This is a genomic window from Variovorax sp. Varisp85 (genome assembly GCF_047304045.1).
Classification (GTDB): Bacteria; Pseudomonadota; Gammaproteobacteria; order Burkholderiales; family Burkholderiaceae_C; genus Variovorax.
The window spans coordinates 51,266-77,940 of sequence record NZ_JBGLYN010000022.1 but is presented as its reverse complement, the minus strand read 5'-3'; the positions used below and the strand labels follow the sequence as shown (position 1 = coordinate 77,940).

Genomic DNA, 26,675 nt, shown 5'->3' with positions numbered 1-26,675 from the left:
CCCCTGCCCTCCCCCAGAGGGGGAGGGAGAAAGACAGGATTACTGATAGCCCTTGGGGAACGGATCGGGTTTGATGAGCTCAGCCGACTCCGCCACCACCTTGAACGTCCCGTCCAGCTGCCCCTGCCCGATGCGCGCCTTGCTCCACAGGTGGTGGTTCGCATCCAGCTTCACGTACCCCTCGGGCGCCGTCTTCAGCTCGATCCCCGGCGAACCGGCCACGACCTTGTCCACATCGAAGCTGCCGGCCTTCTCCACCGCCGCCTTCCACAGCCACGGCCCCAGATACCCCGCCTGCGTCACGTCGCCGATCACCGCATCCTTGCCGTACTTCGCCTTGAAGGCTTCCACGAACTTCTTGTTGTTCGCGTTGTCCAGCGACTGGAAGTACTTCATCGACGAGTAGAAGCCCGCGAAGTTCTCGCCACCCACGCCGGTCATTTCGTCTTCCGTCACGGCCAGCGTCAGCAGGAACTGCTTGTCGCCGGTGATGCCCGCGGCCTTCAACTGCTTGTAGAAAGCCACATTCGAGCCACCCACCACCGCCGCGAAGATGCAGTCGGGCTTTGCCACCTTGATCTTGTTGATCAGCGAGTTGAAGTTGGTGTGGCCCAGCGGGTAGTACTCCTCGCCCTTGACCGAACCCTTCTGGAAATTCTCGATGTGCTTGCGCGCGATCTTCATCGAGGTGCGCGGCCAGATGTAGTCGGAGCCCACCAGGAAGAAGGTCTTGGCCTTCTTCTCCTTCGCGCCCCAGTCCAGGCCCCAGATGATCTGTTGCGTGGCTTCCTGGCCGGTGTAGATCACGTTCTTGCTCTGCTCCAGGCCTTCGTAGAAGGTCGGGTAGTACAGCAGGCCGTTCTCTTTCTCGAACACCGGCAGCACGGCCTTGCGCGAGGCGCTGGTCCAGCAGCCGAACACGGCGGCGCAGTGGTCGTTGACGAGCAGCTTCTTCGACTTCTCTGCAAAGGTTGGCCAGTCGGAGGCGCCGTCTTCCTTGATGACCTTGATCTTGCGGCCGAGGATGCCGCCCATCGCGTTGATCTGGTCGATGGCGAGCTGCTCGGCCTGGATGGAGCCGGTCTCCGAAATGGCCATGGTGCCGGAAGACGAGTGCAGCTGGCCCACCGTCACCTCGGTGTCGGTCACAGCGAGCTTGGTGGTGTTCACCTTGGCCGTGGGGAACTGTCCTTGGCCGAAGCTGAGGCCGCTCAGGCCCAACACGGGCAACGCGGCGGCGCCCTGCAGCAGACGGCGGCGGCGCAATGCCAGGGCATCGAGAGAAAGATCGGAATCACGCGACATCAGGAAACTCCAGGCAGGTTGTTGGAAAGTAGGGCCGCGCACCATCACAGTGCATCGGACGGTGCCCCGAGCACCATGGCTGGCACTTTAGAAATCACCTGCGTACTCGCGAATACGTCATTCAACGTAGCGGTGCGCAGGCGCCCTGCCTGCAGACTCGAAGGCACGACATTGGCGGCAATGCAACCAGGGAGCGCTTCTTGCTGTGTCCGCCCTCATGCCACCGCCGCCGCGAGAACCCGCCATGCAATCCGTCTCCGGACAGAAGATCTTTCGCATCCGCCGCGACTACAACGCCTGGGTCGCGAACGAAACGCTGGAGGACTACGCGCTGCGCTACACGCCGCGCAGCTTTCGCAAATGGTCGGAGTTCCGCGTGGCCAATGCGGCCTTCGGTGCCACCTCGTTCCTGGCGCTGGAGGCCATCGGCGGTGCCATCGGGCTGAGCTACGGCTTCTCGAACGCGCTGTGGGCCATCCTGGTGGTGGGGCTCATCACTTTCCTTACCGGCCTGCCGATCTCGTACTACGCGGCGCGCCACGGCGTGGACATGGACCTGCTCACACGCGGCGCGGGCTTCGGCTACCTGGGCTCCACGCTCACCTCGCTGATCTACGCGAGCTTCACCTTCATCTTCTTCGCGCTGGAGGCGGCCATCCTCGCGCTGGCACTGCAGATGTACCTGGACTGGCCGCTGTGGCTGCTGTACCTGGTGTCGTCCATCGTCATCATTCCGCTGGTGGCGCGCGGCATCACGCTCATCTCGGGGCTGCAGCTGTGGACGCAGCCGATCTGGATCGTGCTGTTCGTTTGCCCCTTCATCGCGGTGATGGTGAAGAAGCCCGAGCTCTACGCCGACTTCACCGGCCTCGTGGGCCGCACCTCCGACAGCAGCGGCTTCGACCCACTGATGTTCGGAGCGGCCGCCACGGTGGCCTTCTCGCTGGTGGTGCAGATCGGCGAACAGGTCGACTACCTGCGCTTCCTGCCCGAGAAGACAGCCGCCAACCGGGGCCGCTGGTGGGCCGCGGTGCTGATCGCGGGGCCGGGCTGGATCGTGCCGGGCATGCTGAAGATGATGGGCGGGGCCTTCCTTGCCTTCCTCGCGCTGCAGCACGAGATACCCGGCATCCATGCGATCGAGCCGACGCAGATGTACCTCACCGGTTTCTCGTACGTGCTGCGCGACCCGGCCTGGGTGCTGGGCATCACGGTGCTCTTCGTGGTGGTCTCGCAGATGAAGATCAACCTCACCAACGCCTACGCGGGTTCGCTGGCATGGTCGAACTTCTTCGCGCGGCTCACGCACAGCCATCCGGGGCGCGTGGTGTGGCTGGTGTTCAACGTGGTCATCGCGATCCTGCTGATGGCGCTCGGCGTGTTCGCGGCGCTGGAGCACGTGCTGGGTTTCTACAGCAACATCGCCATCGCCTGGGTCGGCGCGCTGGTGGCCGACCTGGTCATCAACAAGCCGCTGGGGTGGAGCCCGAAGACCATCGAGTTCAAGCGCGCGCACCTGTACGACATCAACCCGGTCGGGCTGGTGGCGATGCTGGTGGCCGCCGCGCTGGCGATGCTGGCCTACTCGGGCGTGCTCGGCCATTGGGCAAAAGCCTTCTCGCCCTTCATCGCGCTGGTGACAGCCATGGCCGTGTCGCCGCTGCTGGCCTGGCGCACGCGCGGGCGCTACTACCTCGCGCGCCACGACATCGACCGCTGGACGCCCGGCCAGAACGTGAAGTGCTCGGTATGCGACAACAGCTTCGAGTCGGAAGACATGGCGCACTGCCCGGCCTACAGCGCACCGATCTGCTCGCTGTGCTGCACGCTCGAATCGCGCTGCCACGACCGCTGCAAGACCGACTCGCGCGCGGCCGAGCAGATGAGCGGCTGGCTGCAGGCGCTGCTGCCGCCGGCGCTGTCGGCGCGGCTCAACTTCCGCGTGGCGCATTACCTGCTGATCGCCACCTCGCTCATTGCATTGCTGGCCACCGTGGTCGGCGTGGTCTATGCGCAGGAGGCGCTGGCGGGCACGAGCGATTCGGTCATGGCCACGGCCTTCCTGAAAGTGTTCGCGCTGCTCTCGGTGGTGGCCGCGGTCGCCGCATGGTGGGTGGTGCTGGGCAGCGAGAGCCGGCAGATGGCGCAGGAAGAATCGATGCGCCACAACAACCTGCTCGCGCTCGAGATCGAGGCGCACCGCCGCACAGACGCCGCACTGCAGACCGCCAAGGAAGCCGCCGAGGCCGCGAACCAGGCCAAGACGCGCTATGTGGCCGGCATGACGCATGAGTTGCGCACGCCGCTCAACAGCATCCTGGGCTACTCGCAGATCCTGCTCAAGGGCGACGCGGTCGCGCCCCCGCGCGAGGCGGTGCAGACCATTCACCGCAGCGGCGAGCACATGCTGGGCCTGATCGACGGGCTGCTCGACCTGGCGCGCATCGAGGCCGGCCGGCTGCAGCTCGAACCCGCGCCGCTCGCGCTGCCCGCGTTTCTCGACCAGCTCGTGCACATGGTGCGCCCGCAGGCCGAGAACAAGGGCCTGGCCTTCGTTTGCACGCATGCAGGGCGGTTGCCGCCGTGGGTGCACGCCGATGCGAAATGGCTGCGGCAGATCCTCATCAACCTGCTGACCAATGCCGTGCGATTCACCGACAGCGGTACGGTCACGCTGCATGTGGATGCGCGGCGCGAGGTACTGCGCTTCGACGTGGTCGACACCGGCATCGGCGTCGCGCCGCAGGACCATCAGCGCATCTTCCTGCCCTTCGAGCGCGGCGCAGCGGGCCGCCGCCGTGGCGAGCCGGGCACGGGGCTGGGCCTCACCATCACCGGGCTGCTCACCTCGCTGATGGGCGGAGAGCTCAGGCTGGCATCGACATCGTCGCAGGGCAGCACCTTCAGCGTGCGCGTGTACCTGCGCGAGGTGGCCGACCCCGGCCCGCAGGCCAAGGCCGGCGCACCGCGGCAGCCCGTGTCGGGCTACATCGGCGCGCGCCGCACGCTGCTGGTGGTCGATGACCAGCCCGTGCAGCGCCAGATGCTGGCCGGCATGCTCGTGCCGCTGGGCTTCGAGATACGCGAGGCCGCAAGCGGCACCGAGTGCCTCGACAGCCTGCGCGAAGAATTGCCATCGGCCATCCTGCTCGACCTGACGATGGACGACATGGACGGCTGGCAGACCGCCACCTCGGTGCGCGCCTCGGGCTTCGGGGATATCCCGATCATCATCGTCTCGGCCAACATGTTCGAGAACAAGAACGAGCGACTGCAAGCGGCAGGCTGCCAGGCCTTTGTGGGCAAGCCGGTGATCGAGTCGGAGCTGATCGCCACGCTGGAGCGCCACCTCGGGCTCGAATGGCTGTCGACCGCCGATACGCTCGCGCCTCTCGCGGGTGAAGCAGAAGAAGCGCTGCAGCGCCCCCGGCAACTCGCTCTTTCGGAAGACGACCGCGCCGAACTCATGCGCCTCGTGCAGATGGGCCACGTGCGCGGCCTGCACACGGCGCTCGACCGGCTGGCAGCCGCCTCGCCCGCCGCCGCATCGACCTGCACCTGGCTGCGCGGCATGGTCGTGCGCTTCGAACTCGACAACCTCCGCAACGCACTGGCCGAAGATGCAGACACCCTCGCCCCCTGAATCGTCATCCGAACGGCCCGTGGTGCTGGTGGTGGACGACGCGCCCAGCAGCCTCGGCATGCTGTGCGACACGCTGGAGGCCAGCGGCTACACCGTGCTGGTGGCGGTCGACGGCGAGGCCGCGCTGCAGCGGCTCGAACTCGTGGTGCCCGATGCGATCCTGCTCGACGGCCTGATGCCCGGTCTCTCGGGCTTCGAGACCTGCCGGCGCATCAAGGCCAACCCGGCGCTCGCGCACATCCCGGTGCTGTTCATGACGGGCCTGTCGGAAACCTCGCACGTGGTCGAGGGCTTCGAGTGCGGCGGCGTCGACTACGTGGTGAAGCCGATCCGCGCTCAGGAGGTGCTGGCGCGGCTGCACACGCACGCGCGCAACGCCCGCATCACGCGCATGGCACGCGACGCGGTCGATGTGGCCGGCATGGGCGTGGTGTTCGTCGACACGCGCGGGCGCATCGCGTGGCGCTCGCCGCAGGCCGCGCTGTGGCTGCACGCGCTGGAAGACCCGGTGGCGCCGGGCCTGCTGCCCGCGTCGCTGGAACCGGCGCTGGCGCCGGGCGCGGCCATTGCCATCGGCACCGCCACGGGCATGCGGCTGTCGGTGCGCAACCTCGGCGCCGCGGCGCTCGGCGAGACGATGCTGCTGTTCGCCATCCAGCGTGAAGGCCCGGCGGCCCGGCTGGCCGATGCCGCCCTCACGCCGCGCGAGACCGAGGTGCTCTCCTGGCTCGCCAAGGGCAAGACCAACCGCGACATCGGCGACATCCTCGGCACCAGCCCGCGCACGGTGAACAAGCACCTGGAGCACATCTTCGAGAAGCTGGGGGTGGAGACGCGGGCGGCTGCGGCGGCGCTGGCGAGCGGTATGTAACCCCCATGGGGTAACCGCCCCAACGGCACGGGGCTATAGGTCGCGAATACTTTGGTTGCATTCAAAATGAGAACGCCACCGGAGTCAACAATGCTCTCAAGCCTTCTGCAGTTTCCTCCCCGCGAAAGTGCGTACAGGCGCAAGTTCCTGAACAACACGGACGAGAACCTCTTCATGGGCTCGTTCGAGAGCTTCGCGGCGGCCGAGGCCGGCGCGCCGCCCTCCAAAGCCGTGGGCTATGCCAATGCCGATGCGAGCGACCTCTACAGCCCGCAGATCTATTTCTACGACTATCCCGGCCTCTTCTGGCTGGGGCGCTCCATCGATGCGGGGCTGACGCGCGTGTTCGACCTCGGCGGGCACGTCGGCATCAAATACTACGCATTCCGGCGCGTGCTGAGCTACCCCGCCACCCTGCAATGGACCGTGTGCGACGTGCCCGGCGTGGTCGAGAGCGGCCGCGCGATGGCCGTGAAGCGGGAAGCCACCGCGCAGCTCGGCTTCACCACCGACTACCGCGATGCGAGCGGCTGCGACGTGCTGTATGTCTCGGGCAGCCTGCAGTACCTGCCGACGCGCATGGACGCGATTCTTTCCGCGCTGGCCGTGAAGCCGAGGCGCATCATCATGAACACCACGGCCGTGCACCCCGAGCGCACGATCTACACGCTCAACAGCATCGGCGTGGCCGTGTGCGCCTACCGCATCCAGCACCACGACGAACTCCTGGCCGATCTCGCACGCTCGGGCTACAGGAAGCGCGACGTGTGGCGCAACGAGGGCAAGCCGATCGAGGTGCCCTTCGTCGCTGGCGGCGACAAGCCGTACTACGCGGGCTGCTGTTTCGACCTCGTCGATTGATGCGCCAACCCGGCCGGCGGGAAAGGAGCGTCCCTGCCGGTCGATCAAGAGATGCGGCGTCCAGGCAGCCGCGATCCGCCGATGCACCCGACAAGCCGTGTCGCCTCGGTGATAACCCCGAATCCGCTGAAGGCGGAATGACAGCTCCGGCCTCTACGATAGGCAAACGACAGGCGGCCTCCAGGCCACTGGCCTTTTCTTCCTCCCGGAGACATCGTGACAAAGCCCCTTCCTTCCCCCTTCCTCGCCCTCACCCGCCGCGCTGCCTTGCCGCTGATCGCAGCCCTCGCGCTCGCCGGCTGCGGCACCCTCGGCGGCGGCAACAAGCCTGCGGGCGAAGACATCCACGTCATGACCTCGGGCGGCTTCACCGCCGCCTACAACGACCTGCGCCCGGAGTTCGAGCGCAGCAGCGGCCGCACCGTCAAAACCGCCTATGGCGCCTCGATGGGCAACGCCACCGACTCGATCCCCAGCCGCTTGGCGCGCAACGAGCCGGCCGACGTCGTGATCCTCGCGCGCCCGGCGCTCGATGCGCTGGTGGCGCAGGGCAAGGTGGTGGCGGGCAGCCAGGTCGACCTGGTGCGCTCGTCCATTGGCTTCGCGGTGCGCAAGGGCGCGCCCAAGCCGGACATCGGCACGGTCGACGCGCTCAAGCGCACGCTGCTCGCGGCACCGTCGATCGCCTACTCGGCGAGCGCGAGCGGCACCTACTACGAGACCGAGCTGCTCAAGAAGCTGGGCATCGAAGACCAGGTGAAACCCAAGAGCAAGCGCATCCTGAGCGAGCGCGTGGGCTCGGTGGTGGCGCGCGGCGACGCGGCGCTCGGCCTGCAGCAGGTGAGCGAGCTGCTGCCCATCGAGGGCATCGACTACATCGGTCCGCTGCCCGCCGAGGTGCAGCGCGTGACGGTGTTCTCGGCCGGCATCGCCACCGCGTCGAAGCAGCCCGATGCGGCGCGGCAGCTGATCCGCTATCTCAACTCCCCGGCCGCGGCGCCGACCATCGCGAAGACGGGGCTGGAGCCGCTGTCGGCACGTTGAGCGCGCACCGTCAGAGCGTGCGGCCATCACACCGGAAGAACTCGACGCGCACGTGCGGCGCCGGGGTCTCGCGCGAGCACTGGCGTGCACGGGATACCGGGCCAATCAGCAGACGTTGATCATCGACAGCTGCGAACCGGAGGCCAAGCCCGCAGATTTGTTCTAACTTCGCCAGCCCGATACAGGCCGAAAACGTCGGCCTTCGTGACAAACGACCAGCCGGTTGACGATGGGCAACAGTGTCAGTGCGCACAGCCACGTACAACGCCCCGTCATCTACTGGGAGCGTGCCAAATGGAGCGAAAAATTCTTGTCGTCGGCGATCCGCCGGCACTTGGCGGGCGGGTTCTGCCTTACGACGGTCCGATGTTCGGTCTGTATGGCCACCGCATCGCGTTGATAGGCGGCAGGGCCTACTGTGAGGGCTGCAACAGCGTGGGCATCATCGCCAAGGCAGGAGGGCCACGGCGTCTTCAATTCATTTCAGAGGCCGCGCTGGAAGGCGACGTGGTGATCTGCCACTGCCCGATGCCACAGCCCCTGCTTGCCACACTGCAGCACACATCAACATACGACGACGGTGCGTGGTACGCCGCTGGAGCCGAACCGAGCGTGGCAGCAATGGCCATGTTGGTTGCCGCCGCGCCTTCGGAGATGGCGGCGTTGAAGAAAGTGGTGGATGCAGGTGTCGCGCACCCAGCCGAGGCCGAACAGACCGAAAACATCTGTCCCAACATGACGAACAAGGAGCTTGTGACCACGGTGCTGGAACTGCGCGACAAGGCGGTATCGCTCATTTCCGGGAAGCGGCTCCCCGAGTTGGAGCGATGGAATGAGGCTGATAGATCCCGAGTGAAAGATTGGTTTGGCGTGGCCGACCAGAGCACCCGCGAATACATGCAACAGGGCTTGAAGGCATGCGTGCAAGTGCTTCGAGGGCTCGATGCCAGAAACTTCGTGCGCTACTCGGAAACAGCACTCAAGCATGTCGGTTGCATCTTGCCGAGCAACGCGGATGATGCGGCTGCGGGTGTTTGCAAGCCAGATACCGCTACCCATACCATCGCGATCAATATCAAGTTCTGCGCGCTTCGCCCCATTTCTGCCGATCAGGATTCAAAGCTCTCAACGCTTATTCACGAGGTCACGCATTTCAACGACTGCTTTGGAAGTTTTGATGCTCTGTACTACCTTAGGTCTTCTCGCGAGGCCGCGAAAACAGACCCGCAAAGAATGCGAAGCAACGCTGATAGCATCGCTGGCTACGTGGTCTGGGACGAGGTTTTCCATGCTCGCTAGAGCACTTTCAATACTGCTGACATTCACGATCTGTACCAACGCCTCGGCTTGCCAGTACATCGTCCAGACATCGCTCGCGTTCGGAGCGGGTACATCTGATCTGGATAAAGCTCAAATAGTCAAGTTGGCTGCATGGATCGACGGCGCGACTTCACAGTACCCAAAATTCGATTACGCCTCAGTTGAAGCGGGCGCCTCGCTAAGAACTCCGGATGAGCCACTGCGAGGGGCCGAGAAACGGGCGAAGCAACGAGCGGAGAGCGCCGCACGCGCGCTCAAAGCACTGTTCCCCACTGATATCCAGGTAAGGACTATTTCGCACCCTTACCGGGAGCAAATGGCCTACGGATCAAGCAATGACTTTGCCGTAGTACAGCTCTATCCCGATCAAAAGGCTTTTCCTTTGCCGGACTGCAACCCAGTCCCTACCCCCGGTTTTCAGCCCGGCCGTTAGTCTTGGCCTGTTGATGCAGACCGGTGGGGAGCCGGCCCTCCTCATCACTGCCCGGTTGCCTGTCGGGCCGTAAACTGGTACGCATTCCCAGCCTTCATCGACGCCCAACGCCATGACCCAGCCTCGACCGACAACGGCCTCCCCCGCCCTCGTTTCCGCCTTTGCGCCCGGCGGCACGCTGCGCGCCTCGATCAACCTCGGCAATCCGATCCTCGCCAACAAGGACGCCGCCACGGGTGAGCCTGTCGGCGTATCGATCGACCTTGCCCGCGAGTTCGCGCGGCGCCTTGGCGTGGGCATCGAGCTGGTGGTGTTCGAGAAGGCCGCGGCCTCGGTGGACGCGGTGAAGAACGAGAAAGCCGACATCGGCTTCTTCGCAGTCGACCCCGCGCGCAGCGAAGGGCTGCGCTTCACGGCACCCTACGTGCTGATCGAAGGCAGCTACCTCGTGCCCGAATCGTCGGCGCTGACCGACAACGCGCAGGTCGATGCCGAAGGCCATCGCATCTCGGTCGGCTCGGGCAGCGCCTACGACCTGTTCCTCACACGCGAGATCAAGGCCGCCGAGATCGTGCGCCTCCAGGGTGCCGGCCCTGCGCTCGCCGCATTGCGCGCGGGCCAGGTCGAGGTGGCAGCGGGCATCCGCCAGCTGCTCGAAGGCGAGGCTGCCCGCGCGCCGGGTGTGCGTGTGCTGCCTGGGCGCTTCATGGTGATCCAGCAGGCGATGGGTACGCCGGCCAGCCGGGGCGCCGAGGCGCAGGCGCTGCTTGCTGCCTTTGTCGAGGAGATGAAGGCTTCGGGCTTTGTTGCCGATGCGTTGAAACGCCATCGCATCGAGGGTGCAATCGTTGCGCCGTAGTTGAGCGCTCCTGTTCAGGGCGCGTGCACAGGCCACCGGGTACTTCCCTCCGCGAATGTCCCCGTCGGCGTGAGCGACGCCCCGAACACGCAGCGCGAATCAAAGCTTGTACGCCTCCACAGGCCCTTGTGAGTAGAACAGGAAGTACCCTGTCTGCGTCTTGAAGCCGTTCTTCTGCCACCCAGGCGGCACCTTGAAGATGCCGAGTTGGTCGCTCGTGATGCCGACGAAGGACGTGTTCTCCGTGTCGGTCGTGATGCGGCTCCAGCGCTCGCGCGTCACGGGCTGCATCTGCATCTTCGGCTCGCTCCATTCGGGCGTGCGCACCTTGTCGCGCATCACGTAGCGGTCGCCCTGCCGCTCGATCTTGACCAGTTCCTTGAGCGCACCGTTCTGCTTCACGGCGTAGACCCCGACCAGTTCGGCCTCTGGCCCGCCATTGCTTGCGCCGCAAGCGCCCAGCAACATGGCGCAAGCGCTCATGGCCAACCATTTCAATGCTGTATTCATGATGATCCCGGTGTGATGAGGCGCGCGCCGCCCTGCAGGCATGCCGGACGGTGCGCGCCGGGGTTTCAAACAACGTTCAGCGCTTGAGGTTCTCGCGCAGCTTCAGGCCGCCCTGGAAGCGCAGCGCATGCGGGTACTCCTCCTTCTCCGCACCGGTGGCCACCGCCGCCATCTTCTGCTCGCTGACCTGCGTCTTGGCCAGCAGCGTCGCCGGCAGGTTCAGCACGCCCTTGATCTGGTCGTACTGCGCCTGCGTGATGCGCCCCACGCTCAGCAGCCGGAACGCATCGCGCTCGATGTTCAGCAGCAGCGGCTTGTTGCCGGCAAAGCTCTGCGCCTTGGCCAGCAGCGCACTCCACGACTGCGCGCTGTAGTTGCTCACGTAGTAGTCCTGCCCGGTCGGCCCGGCCAGCACCGCCGTGCAGCCAGGCAGTTCCACCTGCGTGCTGTTGTTCGACATCACGAAGGTCTTGCGCTGGTCCATCGCGTCGCCGTACGCCAGCGTGACGGGGATGGTCCACGTCGAGGCCGGGTACACGTTCTGGTTGGGGAACGACTCCTGCGTGATGTTCACGTAGGTGCTGTTGCCCGCGCACTGCGCGTCCACCGTGAGCAGCGGAATGCCGGTCTGGCGGATCAGGCTGTCGCCAATCTCGCTGACCTTCTTGTCGGTCGCCTTCTCCAGCGAACTCCACAGGCGCGAAGGCGTGACGTTGCCGAACGCGTAGTCCTTCAGGTAGATCTGCAGGCCCTTCTGCATCGCCTCTTCGCCGATGTAGTTCTGGATGGTCTCCAGCACGTGGCTGCCCTTGTTGTAGACGAAGATCGACGGGCTGATGAAGCCGAACGAACCCGCATCGTTGAGGTTGCGCTGCACCGGCACGGCCGTGCTTTTCAGGTCGGCCACGATCACGTTGTGCTTGTCCAGCACGTAGTCGGAGAAGCTGTAGTACTCGGGGTGGAACTTGATCGTGGTGCGGCGTTCGAACCAGCGCGCAAACGATTCGTTGAGCCACACGTTGTCCCACCAGTCGAGCGTGACCAGGTCGCCGAACCACTGGTGCGCCACCTCGTGCGTCACCACCGTCACCGAGTACAGCGTCGGCGTGTCGCCCGGCTTGGTCAGCACGCGGTCGGCGAACTCGAAGATCGAGCCCCAGTTCTCCATGCCGCCGAAGCCGGTGTTGGGCTTGTTGTCGTAGCTGTCGTTGGCCGCGACGGTATCGAACTTCTTGAAGGGCAGCGGGATGCCGGTGTACTTGTAGTAGTAGTCCATCGACACCTTGGTCCACTCCATCGCGAACTTCGCCCAGTCGGAGCGGCCCGGCGGCGTGAACCAGCGCAGCGGCATGTCGCTGCCGTCGAGCGGGTTCTTGAAGGTGTCGGCCAGGATGTCGAACTTGCCGCCACCGAAGAAGGCCAGGTACATCGGCATCGAAGGCGTCTTCTCGAAGGCCACGCGCTGGTAGCCGTCGGGCAGCTTCGTCGCCTCGGTCTGCGCGCCGTTCGACACGGTCTTCCAGTCACCCGGCACCTCGGCCGAGATCTCGAAGGTGTGGCGGAAGGCCGGCTCGTCCCAGCCCGGGAACCATTGGCGCGCATAGTTGGTTTCGCCCTGCGTCACGATGGCGTCGCTGCTCACGCCTTCGGGTGTGGAAAGGCCCACCTTGAAGACGCCGGTGGCGGCCGAGCAGAACGGGTTGCGCGCCACTTCGGCGGGTGGGCAGTACTCGGCATCGGAGAACTGGATCTTGCCGTCCCACTCCATGTGCAGCAGGTACTTGCCTTTGGCGATCTGACCGTCGTTCAAGCGCAGCTGCACGAAGTCGCCGAGCGTCTGCGGCGTGGGGATCAGCGGGATCGCCTCGCCGGGTTTCGACACCTTGCGCAGCGTGGTGCGGCCCTTGGCAAAGTTCAGGTTGTGCGCGGCGACGACGATGGCATCGACCGGCTTGAGCACCTCGATCTCCACGTCGCCGCGGCCCACGAAGGTCTTGAGCGCCGCATCGGGGCGAAACCACAGCTTGTAGTTGCTCGGCCAGACGGTGTCGGGCAGCTCCATGGGCTTGGCCGTACGGTCGACCGCCGCCACGGTGGGCGCGCCATCGTCGGGTGCCTTCGCCGTGGGATCGGACGCCGGAGCGGAAGCGACCGGCTCCGATGGCGCACCGAGACCGACGCCTGCGCCACCGAGCGAACCGCCACCACTGTCTCCACCGCCACCGCATGCCGTCAGCACGGCAAGGGTCACCGCCGTGATGGCAAGATGATTGACGACGGGTGTACTGAATTTTTTCATGATCGCCTCTGGGTACTCTTGGTAAGAAGAAACATGCGCCGCCCCGCATGCACCGGCGGATAGCCGGCGATGCGCGTGACGCGCGCGGTGATGAGATGAACAACGGGGTTATCTGAAAGAAAAGGGCAACACGATGCCCTCCCGGCGAACGCTTGCGTTCGTCAGGACCACACGGTCATGCAAAGCCACACCGCGCAAGAAGCGGTGGTCCCAGGATGCGGGGCGTAAGAGGTTCCATTCCCGTCGAAACGCGGGGTGGTGGGATGCGAACGCGGGCTTGTAGCGCGAAGGCTTGCGTTCAGTGCCCGGATATCGAAGCGGTGCGTTTGCGCGAAGTGCAAGCGGCACGGGCCATCTCGGCGATGGCAAGACTCTCTGCGGCTCTTGTCGTTGATTTCACGCGCATTCCCTCGTCCATTGGTGTGCGCTCAGTTTTATCTGATCGCACACATTCGCTCAACGGATCGCGGAACTTTTCCCTCTCAAAATGTTCGCGCGCGATAGGCCGAATGGAGTCACCGCACATCGCGTGTGCCATGCGGTACGAAGATGGTTCATCGCATGCGTCGCCTGCCGCGTATGCCGCGCGCATTCGCTGTGACCTTGCAGCCACAGCATCGGATTTCTGCGGCGGAACAGCTATGAAGCCTGCGACTGAGACACGCCCACCGCCGGTGGCGTACGGTCCCGCAGCCACAGCATGAAGCCGCAGCCGAACACCACCACCTGCGTGCCGATCAGTAGCGCAAAGCCCGCGAAGAAGCCCGAGGCGGAGGCGGCCGAAGCCGCGGCCGCGCCCAATGCGCCCGAACCATGCGACACAGCGCTGATCACGCCGCCCATCAACGCCGGCATGAAGCCCGCCACCAGGCTGCCGGCACCATTGGTCACGCCGAACGCACTGGCCGTGTGCTCGGGCCGCGAGCAGTACTGCACCGTGCTCGGAATGGCCGGGCTCTGCAGGCCCCAGAAGAAATTGGCCGCCACGAGGCAGCACGCCGCCGCATACGGGTCGCTCGCGTTGATGGCCATCAGCACCGACAGCGCCACGCCCGCGCTCGCGCCCATGAAGATGAAGGGCACGCGCTCGCGCCCGACCTTGTCGATCAGCACGCCGCCCACGAACACCGCGAGCACGGTGGCGTACTGCGGCAGCGAGGCCAGCCAACCCATCTCGCGCATCGAGAAGCCGCGCGCCTCGCGCAGGTAGGTCGGCAGCCAGTTGCTGCTGCCCCACAGGTAGGCGAGCGCGGCCGAGGTCAGCAGCGTGATGAGGAACAGATGCCGCGTGTGCAGCGCACCCTTCACGATGCCGCCCACGCGCGCCATCGCCTCGCCGAACGACGAAGGCTTGACACCGTCGGCATGCGCGGGCGGCATGCGCACGAAGGCCAGCACCAGCGGAATGCCGAGCACGATGTTCAGCACACCGAGCACGTGGAACGAGGTGTCCCACGCGAACCGGGTGAGCAGCCAGCCCACCAGCGGATAACCGATGGCCAGCCCCAGCCCCGTGCCCATGTTGACGAAGGCGTTGGGCTTGCCGTTCTCGTCGCTGCGGAAATGCGCCTTGATGTACGACGAGGCCAGCGAGAACAGCGGCCCTTCCGAAACGCCCAGCAGCACGCGCGAGGCCAGCAACAGGCCGTAGCTGTGGAGCATCGGCGAGACCCACGTCACCACGCCCCAGAGGACCAGTCCGTAGACCAGGCTGCGCCGCACGCCGAACAAGGCCGAGCAGAACGGCGTGAGCACGAAAGCCGATACGCCATAGCCCAGCATGAAGGCCGTCGCCAGGAAGCCCTGGCTCACGCGGTCGGTGGCAGCGATGCCCACGTGGTTCAGGAACGCGGCATCGGTGATCAGTACCGCGATGTTGATGCGGTCCACGTAGGAGATCGCAACGATCACGAACAGCGTGAGGACGCCGTACCAACGAAAGTTCTTGCTCTGCATGATCTGTCCTGCCAGTGTGAGGGTGATGACGCGCCTGCGCGCCTAGAACATGTGGCGCATGCCGAACTCGGTGCCGCTGGAGGCGCGGTTCGGCATGGTGATCGCGCCCGCCAGGGCCTGCGACGCACCGTTCTTGTTGCTGATGCGCGCGATGGTGGCGTACAGCGCCGTGCGCTTCGACAGGTTGTGCACATAGCCGATGGCCAGCTTCGACGACGTGGGCTTGAGCGCCCCGTTGGCGGGCTCGAGCTTGTAGCGTGCATACGAGGCCTTGATCTCTCCCGGCCCGATGGGCAGATGGAAGCCGATGAGCGCGCCCTTGGCGTCGGTGCTGCCCTTCGATTCCTTGTACAGCTCGCTCGTGAGCTTGAGGTTCATGAGCGAGGCATCGAAGGTATAGGCCGCGCCGAGGTTGGTCACGCGCAGGTCGCCGCTCGCGTAGCGCGTGCGGCCGGTGGCCAGGGCCACGTTGAGTCCGCCGCTCTGGTAGCCGAAGCGCGCGCCGGTATGCTCGCCGTCGTGCTTGTTCGACACCAGCGTGTTCGGCAGCACCGAGTTGGAAGCGTTCTCGCCCATGGCATACATCACCTGCCCGTAGAAGCCGCCAAGATTGGCCGGCAGGAAGTAGCCGACGCTGTTCGACGCGCGCGTGCCGGTGGGTGCCACCAGGCCGCCGAGGCCCGAGAAATAGATCTGGTTGGCGCCGATGCCACCACCCGTGCCGAAGGGATCGAAGATGGCCGTGTTCCAGAACGCCGGCACGTAGTCGCGCCCCAGCCGCACTTCGCCGAAGGGGCCCGCAATGCTCACCGTCGAGCGGCGATTGAAGCTCAGGATGCCCGCGGTGCCGTTGCCGCTGGCCTGGTTGTTCGAGTTCGACGGAAAGCCCTGCCCGCTGTCGTTCTGCAGGCCCATCTCCATCCAGAAGTTGGCGGAGTAGCCGCCGCCCAGGTCTTCGGTGCCGCGAAAGCCCAGGCGGCTGAACATGTTGCCGCTGTTGGTCAGCTGCGTCTTGTGGGCCGAACCGTCGCCGCTGCCCGTGGTATAGGTGACGGCGGCATCGACCACGCCGAAGAGCGTGACGGAAGATTGGGCCAGCGCTGCGCCAGCCGCGGTGGCCGCAGCCATCGCGATCAAGTACTTTTTCATTGAATGTCTCGGTTGGTTTTTCTCGGCCGTCTTTGGGTTGTGGCCTTGTTCAGATGTCCAGCACCAGCCGCTCGCCCTTGCAGCGAGAGACGCAGATCATCATGGTCTTGTTGGACGCACGTTCGATCTTCGTGAGGATGCCGTCGTGGTGATCGATTTCGCCCTCGATCACAGCGGTCTCGCAAGCGCCGCAGACGCCCTCCTTGCAGCTGTGGTCGGGGTTGAGGCCGGCGTCGATCAGGCTGTCGAGGATCGATTTGCCCGGAGGCACCTCGACACTCTTGCCGCTCTTTGCACACATCACCATGCAGCTCTGCGTGGCGCTGGGCGCCTCCACGTGCACGGCGGCAAAGCGTTCGATGTGCGCGTTGGCGTAGCCGAGTTGCTCGCAGCTTTTCTCGAAAGCGTCGAGCATCGGCGTCGGGCCGCAGCAGTAGTAGTGGCTGGTGGTGCCCTTGCCGGCCAGCAGCTTCGCGAGGTCGGGCGGAACGCCCTTCTCGTCGTCGAAATGCCAAGTGAGTTGTACCGATTTTTCCTTCGCCAGCGCTTCGATGGCATCGCAGAAGGCCGCCTCCTTGCGGGTGCGTGCGCAGTACAGGATCTCGACAGGTTTGCCGATGGCCACCAGCCGCTGCAGCATGCACCAGATGGGCGTCACGCCGATGCCGCCTGCCACCAGCACCGAGCGCTCGGCGCCCTCTTCCAGCTTGAAGTTGTTGCGCGGCGCCGAGATGGGCAGCGTCATGCCCACGCGCAGCTGTTGGTGCACGTAGCGCGAGCCGCCTCGGCTCTTGCGGTCGTTGAGCACGCCGACCACGTAGCGCTGGCGGTCGCTCGAAGGGTTGCACAGCGAGTAGCTGCGTACCAGCCCGTTGGGCAGGTGCAGGTCGATGTGGGAGCCGGCCTCGAAGGCGGGAAAGTCCACCGCCGGTGTGGCCGGCCGGAACTCGACGCTGACGATGCCGTCGGCCTCGTAGCGCATGGTGTGCACGAGGGCGTTCAGCGTGGGAGAAGACATGGCGATGCTCGCTTGCGGTTCAGGCCGTGGCGGCTTCGGCCTCGGCCAATTGGGCGACCGCGAGGTTGCGCATGTGGCGGCGCAGGCGGACGATGCCCAGGTCGTGCTGGTACAGGTTCTCGTGCTGGTTGGCGTCGGGCTCCATCTCTTCGAGCATCACGCGGTCCTGCTCCAGCACGTGCCAGTGGCGCGCCTCCAGGCGATTCTTGTAGAGGAAGCGCCAGGTGTCGCGCTCCCAGCCCGCCGGCAGCTTGCGCACGCGCCAGAAGAAGGTGGCCGTCATGCCCTTCGCGATCGGCGAGAAGGCACCGATGATGATGAAGTTGCCGCCGGGGCCGCCGGTCTTCGGGTACGGGATTTCGAGGCGCATCCAGTGGATGCCGGTGTCGGCCCATTCGGTCCAGTCGAAGTTGACGTTGCGCTGGCCTTCCTTCTCGAACACGAAGCCGATGTCGGTCGCGCGAATGCCGAACTTGGCGCTCGAGTCGCCCTCGGCCATCGAGTGCGACTGCTTGTGCAGGTACGTGCCGTGCATCGGGTCCATCACGTTGTCGAGCACGTAGCGGTAGTCGCCCTTCCACTCGGTGTAGCAGAGAAAGCTGCTGTACTCGGCGTCATCGGTCAGCTGCTCGGGCAGCACGAGCGGCGGCGGCACGTCGACCGGCTCCTTCGAGTTGTAGAGAAACACGGCGCCCGCGCGCTCCTGCACATGAAAGTGCCGCGTGGCCTGCGAGCCTTCCAGCTTGCAGCCCGGGCTGCCGGGCACGCGCGTGACGACGCCGTCGTGGCGCACCTCGACGCCGTGGTACGGGCACGAAAGCCGGTCGCCGAGCACCACGCCCTGCGACAGCGGCGCGCCGCGGTGCGGGCAGCGGTCTTCCAGCGCATGCAGCACGCCTTCGTTGTCGCGCCACAGCGCGAGCTTGCGGCCGAGGCGGCGCAGAGAGATGGGGTTCTCCTTGATGAAATGCGAGGGGCAGATCGGGTACCAGAGATCCTTCAGGCCGATCTCGAGCAGGTGGTCCACCGGGTCGGCGGAGACGGGGGTGATGGCGATGGTCATGGTGATGTCTCTCTCTCTGTCTCTCTGCTCAGGCGCCGAGCGCGGCCATTTCCTTGCGGTACAGCGCTTCGGTCCACGGCTGGCCGCCGGGCGTGGCAAGGCCGCTGTCGTTCAGGCGCTGCACCAGCCCGCCAAGGTCGTGGATGCCGTCGGCAAAGGCGCGTTCGATCACGTCGCCCAGCAGGTCTTCGTAGGTGGTCGCGGGGCGCTGGCGCGCCTGGTGCGGTTGGAGATAGCGGTCTTGTTGCATCGTGTGCCTCCGTGGAGTGAGGTGGAATGAATCAGGCGGTGGCGGCCATCGCGGGCGTGCCGAGAGGTGCAGTCCAGGCGTCGTAGCCGTAGACCCAGTCGGCGTTGCCGCCTTCGCGCAGCCAGTTGTTGCCGCGCGAACCGAGCTGCACCTGGCTGGCTCGCTCGATGCGGGCGGTCTCGAAGCTCTTCAGCGCGGCCGGAACGTCGGCCATGGCCACGCCTTCGAGATGACGCGACAGCACCACCGCGTCTTCGATGGCCATGCCGGCGCCCTGCGCCATGAAGGGCAGCATCGGGTGCGCGGCATCGCCCAGCAGCGCCATGCGGCCTTGCGCCCAGGCGGGCATCGGGTCGCGTTCGTACAGCGCAGTCTTCAGCACCGTGTCGCAGGCGTCGAGCAAGGCGCGCGCCTCGGGGTGGTAGGCCACGTATTGCTCCCGCAGCTCATCCACGCTGCCGGGCGCGGTCCACGATTCGAGATGCCAGGTGTCTTGCGGCGTGGTCGCGAAGATGAAGATGTCCCTGCCCCGGTTCAGCGGGAACGTGACGATCTGGCTCTGCGGGGTCGGGCCCCACCACTTGGTGAAGGCGCCGAGGTTCGGCACGCCGGCCACGCGCTCGGCCGGCACCACGGCGCGGTAGGCGACGATGCCGGTGAAGCGCGGGCTCTCGGCACCGAACATGGCGGTGCGCACGCACGAGTGGATGCCGTCGGCGCCGAGCAGCACGCCGACACGGGCGCTGGTCCCGTCGGCGAACGAGAGGCTCACGCCCTTGTCATCCGCGGCGATCTTCTCCGCGCGCTTGCCGAGGGCCACGCACTCGGCCGGAAACATGTCGGCCAATGCGGCCAGCAGGTCGGCGCGGTGGATGGTGAGCTGCGGCGCGCCGTAGCGTTGCTCCGCCGAATCGGCCATCTCCAGGCGCGAAGTTTCCTCGCCGGTGTCGAAGGTGCGGCTGATGCGGTGCGACGGGCGCGCCGCCGTCACGCGGGCCGCCTCGCCCACGCCGAGGCCATCGAGCGCGCGCACGGCGTTGGGTGTGAGGTTGATGTCGGCGCCGACGCGGGCGAACTGCTTCGCCTGCTCGAACACCACCACGTCATGCCCGGCGCGCCGCAGCGCGATGGCAGCCACCAGGCCACCGATGCCGGCACCGACGATGCCGATGGTGGATTCGCTTGTTGTCTTCATGGGTGTCTCCGCTTTGGTTCTTGCGTGCGGCTCACTCGGCCACGATGTTGCGGGCCTTGATGATCTTGGCCCATACGGCTGTCTCGTCGCGGATGAGCGCAGAGAACTCGGAAGGCTTCATCGCCGCGTCGGTCATGCCCTGCACCTTCAGGCGCTCGCGCACATCGGGCTGGGCCAGCATCTGCGCCGCGTCCTTCGCAAGCTGCTCGACCACGGCCGGCGGCGTGCCCTTGGGCGCCAGCAGGCCGTACCACGAGGTCACGGTCACGCCCTGGATGCCCTGCTCCGCGAGCGTCGGGATGTCGGGTGCGGCGGCGCTGCGCTTGGCCTCGGTCACGCCCAATGCGACGAGCTTGCCGTTCTTGATGAAGGGCATGGTCGCGGGCAGGTTGCTGAACATCAGCGGCACCGAGCCGCCGAGCACGTCGTTCAGCGCGGGCGCCGTGCCCTTGTAAGGCACGTGCAGCAGATCGATGCCGGCCTGCTGCTTGAACAGCTCGCCCGCCAGGTGCAGGCCGCTGCCCACGCCCGGCGAGGCGTACGACAGCGTGTTCGGCTTTGCCTTGGCCAGCGCCACCAGTTCCTTCGCGCTCTTGATGCCCGACGAGGGCGACGCCACCAGCACGTTGGGCGCCTTGGCGAGCATGGTGATGGGCACGAAGTCCTTCTCGATGTCGAACGGAAAGTTCGGCATCAGCGTCGGATTGATCGTGAGATTGCCTGCGGGCACCACGAGCAGCGTGTGGCCGTCGCCCCTCGCACGCTTGACCTTGTCGATGCCGATGTTGCCGGCCGCCCCGACGACGTTCTCGACCACCGCCGCCTGGCCGTAGCGCTTGGCGAGACCGTCGGAGAGAACGCGCGCCAGCGTGTCGACCGGACCGCCGGGCGGGAACGGCGAGACGATGGTGAAGCGCTCGCTCGACAGCTGCTTCTGCGCATCGCTCTGGGCAAAAGCAGCAACACAGAAAGCCATCGTTGCGAGCGCAGCGAAGCATGTTCGTGAAACACCGTGGAACCGGCTTTGCCGGGCCGCTGGTGTTGCCCCCTGGAAGGGGGTTGGCGAAGCGACACGAAGTGCGCGAAGACTGGGGGTGAGCATAGGTCTATTTCTTCTCGGTGAGAAAGGCACCTTTGGGGCCATCCGCGTTCTTCTGGCGTCGCGTGTTGCCGTCGAGGCCGCCATCGACCGCCCATTCGGCGAACACCGTGGGGCCGGGTTCGAATTCGCGCGGCTGCCAGTCGGCGGTGAGCTGGTCTTCGTCGGCGTAGTACTCGATCAATCCGCCGGCCGGGTTCTTGAAGTACCAGAAGTACGCCGAAGACACCGGGTGACGGCCCGGGCCGAGCTGGGTTTCCCAGCCGCGGCGCGAGAAATGCAGGCCGCCGCCGAACACCTCGTGGATGTCGCGCACGGTGAAGGCCACGTGGTTGAGCCCGCGCTTGCCCGAAGGAATCTGCAGCAGGAACAGGTCGTGGTGGCCACCCTCCGCCGCGCAGCGCATGAAGGCGCCGCGGTTTGGATAGCTGTCGGACGAGACGAAGCCGAAGCGCTGCGCATAGAACGCGCTGGTGGCCTTCACGTCGCTCACGAAGAACACGACGTGGCCGACCTCGATGGGCGTCGCGCGTTCGTAGATGGGTGCGGCCTGGTTGATGCGCGGCTTGGCGTTCCAGGTGTTCATGGCGCCGCATTCGACGTCGACGGCATGCTTGCGGCTGACCTGCAGGCGCACGGCGAGGCCGTTGGGGTCGATGCAGCCGATGCGGCGTGCGCCGTCGACGGTGCTGTCGGTGAAAGCCGGGTCCTGCGCGATGGCGGCGGCGTAGCGGTCCAGGTCGGCGTCGCTCTCCACGCCCCACACCACTTCGCGCAGCGTCGGGCCCTCTTCCATCGCGGGCGGCAGGCCGGGCTTGTCCAACGCCGCAACGACGACTTTGCAGCCATTGAGACACTCGAAGACGAGTTCGTCGGCGGCCTCCGACTTCAATGCAAGGCCCCAGTCCTGGAAGAACTGGCGGCAGGCGGGCAGGTCGTCCGCCCCGTAGGTGATCTGGTCGATGCCAAGTACGCTCATGTCAGTGCCCACGACAAGGGTTGTTCGTTCGTGCCCCAGTACATGCTCTTCTGCTCCATGTACTGGAAGATGCCTTCGCGGCCCTTCTCTCGGCCCAGGCCGCTGTCGCGCCAGCCGCCGAACGGCGTGGACACGGAGAACTGCTTGTAGGTGTTGACCCAGACCGTGCCGGCCTGCACCGCGCGGCCGAGCTTCCAGGCGCGCTTGAAGTCGCGGCTCCAGACGCCGGCGGCCAGCGCGTAGACGCTGTCGTTGGCCTGCGCGATCAGCTCTTCCTCGTTGTCGAAGGGCATCGCGACGAGCACCGGGCCGAAGATCTCTTCCTGGCTGATGCGCGCACTGTTGTCGAGGCCCTCGATGATGGTCGGCTTGTAGAAGTAGCCGTTGTCGTAGACATCGCCATGGGGCCGGACACCACCGGTGCGGATGCGCCCGCCTTCGGACACGCCCAGATCCACATAGCGCTCGATGCCCTCGCGGTGCTTCGCCGTGATGAGCGGCCCCATCTGCGTGCGCTCCGAGGCCGGATCGCCCACGCGCAATGCATTGGCGCCTTCGGCCAGCCGCGTGAGGAACTCGTCGTAGATGCCGCGCGCCACGAACAGGCGCGAACCCGCGATGCACGACTCGCCCGACGAACTGAAGATGCCGTACAGCACGCCGCTCACCGCATGGTCGAGGTCTGCGTCGTCGAGCACCATGGTGGGCGACTTGCCGCCCAACTCCAGCGACACCGGCATCATCTTGTCGGCCGCGATGTGCGCGATGTGCTTGCCGGTGGTGGTGCCACCCGTGAACGACACGCGCTTGACCAGCGGATGCTTGGTGATCGCATCGCCGATGACCGAGCCCCTGCCCGGCAGCACGCTCACGATGCCTTTCGGCACGCCGGCCTGCTCGCAGATGCGCGCCAGCTCCAGCGCCATCAGCGGCGTGACTTCGGCGGGCTTCACGACCACCGCGTTGCCGGCTGCGAGCGCGGGCGCGAGCTTCTGGGCTTCGCTCGCAATGGGCGAGTTCCACGGCGTGATGGCCGCAACCACACCCATCGGCTCGTGCACGCTCATCGTGACGAAGGCGCCGCGCGAAGGGGTGATGGTTTCTTCCAGCGTCTCGAGCGCTGCCGCGAAGAACTGGAAGGTGCCCGCGGCACTGGCCACGAGGTTGCGCGTTTCAATGATCGGCTTGCCGTTGTCCAGGCGCTGCTTCTGCGCGAGCGACTCGCCCTCTTCGCGGATCAGCTGCGCCACGCGGTGCAGCACGGCGGCGCGCTCGTGCGGCAGGCGCTGGGCCCAGCCACTGGTGCGGAACGCGTTGTCGGCACGGGTGATGGCCTCCTCGACATCGGCGAGGCTCGCGGCCTTCAGGCGTGCGATGGGTTCGCCGGTGGCCGGATAAAGGCTCTCGTACACGTCGCCGCCGCCCAGGCGCCATTCGCCGGCGATGCAGATCGGGAGAAGTTCTGAGGAAATCATGGGGTGACTCAGATGGAGAGCGCGGCAACGCGGTTGCGCAGCGCGCGCACGGCGCTGTACACGGTCAGCGCCGAGGTCTTGGGATTGGCCGCGAGCGGCTTGTTGCGCATGGTCAGCTCGAAGCTGCCGAAGGCGCCTTCGGCTTCGACGGTGTGCACGTTCTCGGTGGTGGCAGGGTCCGCAATGAGGCGCACCAGCGTCTTGTCCAGGCCGAGCCCCGCGAGCGAGACGGTGGCCGCGACGTTGGCGTTCTTCGGAAACAGCAGGGCCGCTTCGCGCGCACTACCTTCGAAGATCACGGTTTCCTGCGCCAGCCTGTCGAGGTCGCGGCCCTGCTCGGCCGGCGTGCCCTTCCAGGCCTGCGGCGGCTTGCGGCCGGTGTAGCGCACGCTGTCGAGGCCGCCGATGCGGGCCGCGGCGAGCGCGTCGATGGCGCCGATGGCACCGGGAATCAGCTGCACCTGCGTGTTGCCGGCAATGGCGGCGGCCTCGAGCTTCTCGGCGAAGCCTGTGGCCGACAGCGCGCCCACAGACGCCACCACGCAGGGCGTGCCGCGTGCCAGCGCAGGCAGCACGTGCTCTTCGATGGCGGCATGGCCGGCCGTCTCGACCACGAGGTCGATGCCGGCGGCGGGCACGGCGCTGCCCACCTGTGCGTCGGGCGCGGCCTTCTGCGCGGCGGCGACGCCCTCCGCGGGCACGACGATGGCCACAACCTCGAGGGCCGGATCGCCCCGGAGCAGTTCGAGCACCGAGGTGCCGATGGCTCCGCAACCGATGAGTGCAATGCGCGTGATGGCGGGCATGGGAAAGGCTCCGCTCACTTGGCCGCGCCGAGCGCAGGAATCTGCGTGACCGTGTTGGTCGGCGGGCCGGCGAAGGTGGTCTTGAAACCGCCGATCGACAGCATGTCGATCTCCAGCAGGAACGGGCCGTTGGCGGCCAGCGCCTCGTCCAGGCGGGCCGGCAGATCGGCAAGGTCCTGCACGCGCGCGTGCGGCAGCGCGATCGACTTGCACAGCAGGTCGTAGTCGGGCGTGTGCAGCTCGGCATAGCACTGGCGGCCGCCGTACTGGGCGTCCTGGATGTTCTTGATGACGCCGTAGCTCTTGTCGTTCATGAGCACGATCACCATGGGCGCCTTCTCCTGCACCATGCAGGCCAGTTCGCCCAGGTTCAGGATGAAGCCGCCGTCGCCGGCCAGGCAGAAGGTCTTGCGGCCCGAGCCCGTCACCGCCGCGCCGATGGCCGCGCCGATGGCCATGGGCATCCCCTGGCCGATGCCGCCGCCCGTGGCATGCACGCCGGCGCTGGGTTCGAAGACGCGCAGTTCGCGGTTGCCCCAGGTGCTGTTGGAAACGGTGACGTCGCGCACCCAGTTGAACTTGCGGCCGGCCACCGATTGGATCTGGCGCACGAGTTCGGCGTACGGGCCGAGGCCGTCGCGCAGCGTGGCGACCGCCTGGTCGTGCGCGGTGCGCAGGTCGACCAGCAGCTGCGGGTCGGCCTTGTACTTGGCGGCTTCGAGGCGGTCGGCCAGGCCGTCGAGGGCCAGCGCGGAATCGCCGCAGACGAAGGCCTCGGACGCGTAGCAGCGGCCCTCGGCGGCGGCATCGGCGTCGATGCGGTACAGCGGATGCGGCAGCTTCAGTTCGTACTTCAGCGTCTCATTGCCGCGCAGGCGCGAACCGACCACGAGCATCGCATCGCAGGTCTGGTAGAGGGCCTCGACCGGCTTCTGGATGTTGTAGGCGCCGAGCGAGCCGGCATCGTCCTCGGGTACGGTGCCGCGGCCCTGCGTCGTGGTGACGACGCCGAAGCCCAGCTTCTGCAGGCGCTGGATGGCGGCGCGGGCGTGGCGTGCACCGCCGCCGACCCACAGCATCGGGCGCTTGGCAACGACGAGGCGCGCGGCCAGCGCGTCGAGCGCGGCGGCCGAGGGCACCGGCCGCTCGATGGGCAGCGGCGACAGGTCGGCCGGCATGGTCGTCAGCGCCGACTGGATGTCGATCGGAATCTCCACGCTGACCGGACCGGTGGGTGCGGTCAGCGCAAGCTGCACCGCGCGCTTGAGCGTGCCGAGCACCGTCTCGACGCTGCGCACACGCAGCGCGGCCTTCGACACGGCCTTGAGCATGGTGAGCTGGTCGGGCGCCTCGTGGATGTACGACATGCCCTTGTCCAGGTACGGCGTCTCGATCTGCCCGGTGATGTGCAGGAGCGGCGCACCTGCCGTCAGTGCCTCGACCATGCTGCCCGCGATGTTGCCCGCGGCCGGGCCCGTGCTGGTGATGCACACGCCCAGGCTGGCGGTGGAGCGCGCATAGGCATCGGCCATGTTGCCCGCGCCCGCCTCGCCCCGCGCCGAGATGAAGCGGATCGTGCTGCGCTGCGCGAAGGCATCGAGGATCGGCATGTTGTGGATCGAGATCACGCCAAAGGCAGCCTTGACGCCGCACTGCTCGAGGAAGGCGGCAACGACTGCGCCGACCGTGACGGTTTTGTTGGGGTTATGCATGGCGCGAAAGGCCTCCGGAAATGTCGATGTGGCTGCCCGTCGTGTACGACGCGAGGGGCGAAGCAAGAAAAAGGATCGCGCGCGCGGCTTCGGTCGGAAGCCCCAGGCGACCCAGCGGGATGTGTTTGTTCTTCGCGAGTTGGCCGCTCCAGGCGGCCCAGTCCTGCGACCTGTCTTCGCGCGCCTCGAAGCGGCGGCGCCACTGGCCGGACTCGACGAGGCCGATCAGGATGCCGTTGACGCGCACGCCCTGCGGCGCGAACTCGGTGGCCATCGAGCGCACGAGGTTCAGCAGGCCGGCGCGCGCGGCCGAGGTCGCGACCATGTGCGGCTCGGGCTGGCGCGCGAGCAGCGAGTTCGCGCAGACGATGGAGGCGTCGCCCAGCACCGCGCGCTGCGCCTCGAGCTGCGGCAGGAAGGCACGCGTGGGATTGATGACGGAGAAGAACTTCAGGTTGAGCTCTTCGGTCCAGGCCGCATCGTCGGTGTCGGCGAAGGTGGAGACGCGGCCCTGCCCTGCGTTGTTGACGAGCATCGAGGCCGGCCCGAGCGCGGCTTCGCTGGCGGCGGCAAATGCCTTGACCGATTTGGCGTCGAGCACGTCGCAGGCCTGCGCGAAGAGCTTCGCATCCGGGTGCTGCTTGCGCAGGCCAGCCACGGCCGCGTCGAGCCGTTCGGCATTGCGGCCACACAGCGCAACGGCCGCACCGCAGCCGAGCAGCAGCTCGACGGTCGCGAGGCCGATGCCCGACGAGCCGCCCGTGACCACGGCCACGCGCCCGGCCAATGCGTCGGCGGCAAGGAGGGAAGAAGAATGCGTCTTCATGA

Annotated in this window: 22 protein-coding genes; 7 read left to right on the top strand and 15 right to left on the bottom strand. The window is 66.5% G+C overall.

The window, feature by feature from the left end:
- Positions 1-39 precede the first annotated feature (39 nt).
- The gene (gene urtA, locus ACCC97_RS11660; protein ID WP_056592157.1) at positions 40-1,305 is read right to left on the bottom strand and encodes an urea ABC transporter substrate-binding protein; all 1,266 of its coding nucleotides are present in this window, start codon (positions 1,303-1,305) and stop codon (positions 40-42) included.
- Between the two features lie 244 nt (positions 1,306-1,549).
- Between urtA and ACCC97_RS11655 the strand changes: the two genes are divergently transcribed.
- From ACCC97_RS11655 to ACCC97_RS11625, 7 genes are all read left to right on the top strand, one after another.
- Entirely contained in the window at positions 1,550-4,948 is a 3,399-nt protein-coding gene (locus ACCC97_RS11655; protein WP_413332911.1) for an ATP-binding protein, read from the top strand.
- A complete protein-coding gene (locus ACCC97_RS11650) occupies positions 4,926-5,819 on the top strand; it encodes a response regulator transcription factor (RefSeq protein WP_007834970.1) in 894 nt (297 codons plus the stop codon). Before ACCC97_RS11655 ends, ACCC97_RS11650 begins: the two co-directional genes overlap by 23 nt.
- A 90-nt stretch (positions 5,820-5,909) precedes the next feature.
- Positions 5,910-6,680, top strand: a complete 771-nt coding sequence (locus ACCC97_RS11645; RefSeq protein WP_007834971.1) for a TIGR04325 family methyltransferase — start codon at positions 5,910-5,912, stop codon at positions 6,678-6,680.
- A gap of 216 nt (positions 6,681-6,896) precedes the next feature.
- A complete protein-coding gene (locus ACCC97_RS11640; protein ID WP_413332909.1) occupies positions 6,897-7,724 on the top strand; it encodes a substrate-binding domain-containing protein in 828 nt (275 codons plus the stop codon).
- 294 nt (positions 7,725-8,018) lie between these two features.
- On the top strand, positions 8,019-9,023 hold the full coding sequence (locus ACCC97_RS11635; protein WP_413332907.1) for a M35 family metallo-endopeptidase: 1,005 nt from the start codon (positions 8,019-8,021) through the stop codon (positions 9,021-9,023).
- Positions 9,013-9,477 carry a hypothetical protein gene (locus ACCC97_RS11630; protein WP_413332905.1) on the top strand — a complete coding sequence of 155 codons (465 nt, stop codon included), beginning with the start codon at positions 9,013-9,015 and terminating at the stop codon, positions 9,475-9,477. The genes ACCC97_RS11635 and ACCC97_RS11630 overlap by 11 nt, the downstream gene beginning before the upstream one ends.
- Positions 9,478-9,589: 112 nt before the next feature.
- Positions 9,590-10,336, top strand: a complete 747-nt coding sequence (locus ACCC97_RS11625; RefSeq protein WP_413332903.1) for a transporter substrate-binding domain-containing protein — start codon at positions 9,590-9,592, stop codon at positions 10,334-10,336.
- A 99-nt stretch (positions 10,337-10,435) separates the two neighbouring features.
- On the opposite strand, the gene ACCC97_RS11620 is transcribed toward ACCC97_RS11625, so the two are convergent.
- The 14 genes from ACCC97_RS11620 to ACCC97_RS11555 form a co-directional block, all read right to left on the bottom strand.
- The gene (locus ACCC97_RS11620; RefSeq protein ID WP_413332901.1) at positions 10,436-10,846 is read right to left on the bottom strand and encodes a hypothetical protein; all 411 of its coding nucleotides are present in this window, start codon (positions 10,844-10,846) and stop codon (positions 10,436-10,438) included.
- A gap of 76 nt (positions 10,847-10,922) precedes the next feature.
- A complete protein-coding gene (locus tag ACCC97_RS11615) occupies positions 10,923-13,145 on the bottom strand; it encodes a M1 family metallopeptidase (protein ID WP_413332899.1) in 2,223 nt (740 codons plus the stop codon).
- A 639-nt stretch (positions 13,146-13,784) separates the two neighbouring features.
- Complete coding sequence (locus tag ACCC97_RS11610; RefSeq protein WP_413332897.1) at positions 13,785-15,101, bottom strand: MFS transporter; 1,317 nt, start codon at positions 15,099-15,101, stop codon at positions 13,785-13,787.
- 42 nt (positions 15,102-15,143) lie between these two features.
- Positions 15,144-16,250 carry a porin gene (locus ACCC97_RS11605; RefSeq protein ID WP_413332895.1) on the bottom strand — a complete coding sequence of 369 codons (1,107 nt, stop codon included), beginning with the start codon at positions 16,248-16,250 and terminating at the stop codon, positions 15,144-15,146.
- Positions 16,251-16,299: 49 nt separating this feature from the next.
- Positions 16,300-17,268 (bottom strand): PDR/VanB family oxidoreductase, encoded by a 969-nt coding sequence (locus ACCC97_RS11600; protein ID WP_413332893.1) that lies wholly within the window; start codon positions 17,266-17,268, stop codon positions 16,300-16,302.
- A 19-nt stretch (positions 17,269-17,287) separates the two neighbouring features.
- A complete protein-coding gene (locus ACCC97_RS11595) occupies positions 17,288-18,331 on the bottom strand; it encodes a Rieske 2Fe-2S domain-containing protein (RefSeq protein WP_413332891.1) in 1,044 nt (347 codons plus the stop codon).
- A gap of 28 nt (positions 18,332-18,359) precedes the next feature.
- Positions 18,360-18,581 carry a recombinase-like helix-turn-helix domain-containing protein gene (locus ACCC97_RS11590; protein ID WP_007834985.1) on the bottom strand — a complete coding sequence of 74 codons (222 nt, stop codon included), beginning with the start codon at positions 18,579-18,581 and terminating at the stop codon, positions 18,360-18,362.
- Positions 18,582-18,612: 31 nt separating this feature from the next.
- Entirely contained in the window at positions 18,613-19,776 is a 1,164-nt protein-coding gene (locus ACCC97_RS11585) for an FAD-dependent monooxygenase (RefSeq protein ID WP_413312053.1), read from the bottom strand.
- A 31-nt stretch (positions 19,777-19,807) separates the two neighbouring features.
- Positions 19,808-20,752, bottom strand: a complete 945-nt coding sequence (locus tag ACCC97_RS11580) for a Bug family tripartite tricarboxylate transporter substrate binding protein (RefSeq protein ID WP_413312054.1) — start codon at positions 20,750-20,752, stop codon at positions 19,808-19,810.
- A gap of 130 nt (positions 20,753-20,882) precedes the next feature.
- Entirely contained in the window at positions 20,883-21,854 is a 972-nt protein-coding gene (locus ACCC97_RS11575) for a VOC family protein (RefSeq protein WP_413332889.1), read from the bottom strand.
- Complete coding sequence (locus tag ACCC97_RS11570) at positions 21,851-23,329, bottom strand: aldehyde dehydrogenase (protein WP_413332887.1); 1,479 nt, start codon at positions 23,327-23,329, stop codon at positions 21,851-21,853. Before ACCC97_RS11570 ends, ACCC97_RS11575 begins: the two co-directional genes overlap by 4 nt.
- Positions 23,330-23,337: 8 nt before the next feature.
- Positions 23,338-24,135, bottom strand: coding sequence for an aspartate dehydrogenase (locus ACCC97_RS11565; RefSeq protein ID WP_413332885.1), 798 nt, complete (start codon positions 24,133-24,135; stop codon positions 23,338-23,340).
- Positions 24,136-24,149: 14 nt separating this feature from the next.
- A complete protein-coding gene (locus tag ACCC97_RS11560) occupies positions 24,150-25,847 on the bottom strand; it encodes a thiamine pyrophosphate-binding protein (protein ID WP_413332883.1) in 1,698 nt (565 codons plus the stop codon).
- The gene (locus ACCC97_RS11555; RefSeq protein WP_042673604.1) at positions 25,840-26,673 is read right to left on the bottom strand and encodes an SDR family oxidoreductase; all 834 of its coding nucleotides are present in this window, start codon (positions 26,671-26,673) and stop codon (positions 25,840-25,842) included. Before ACCC97_RS11555 ends, ACCC97_RS11560 begins: the two co-directional genes overlap by 8 nt.
- Positions 26,674-26,675 lie beyond the last annotated feature (2 nt).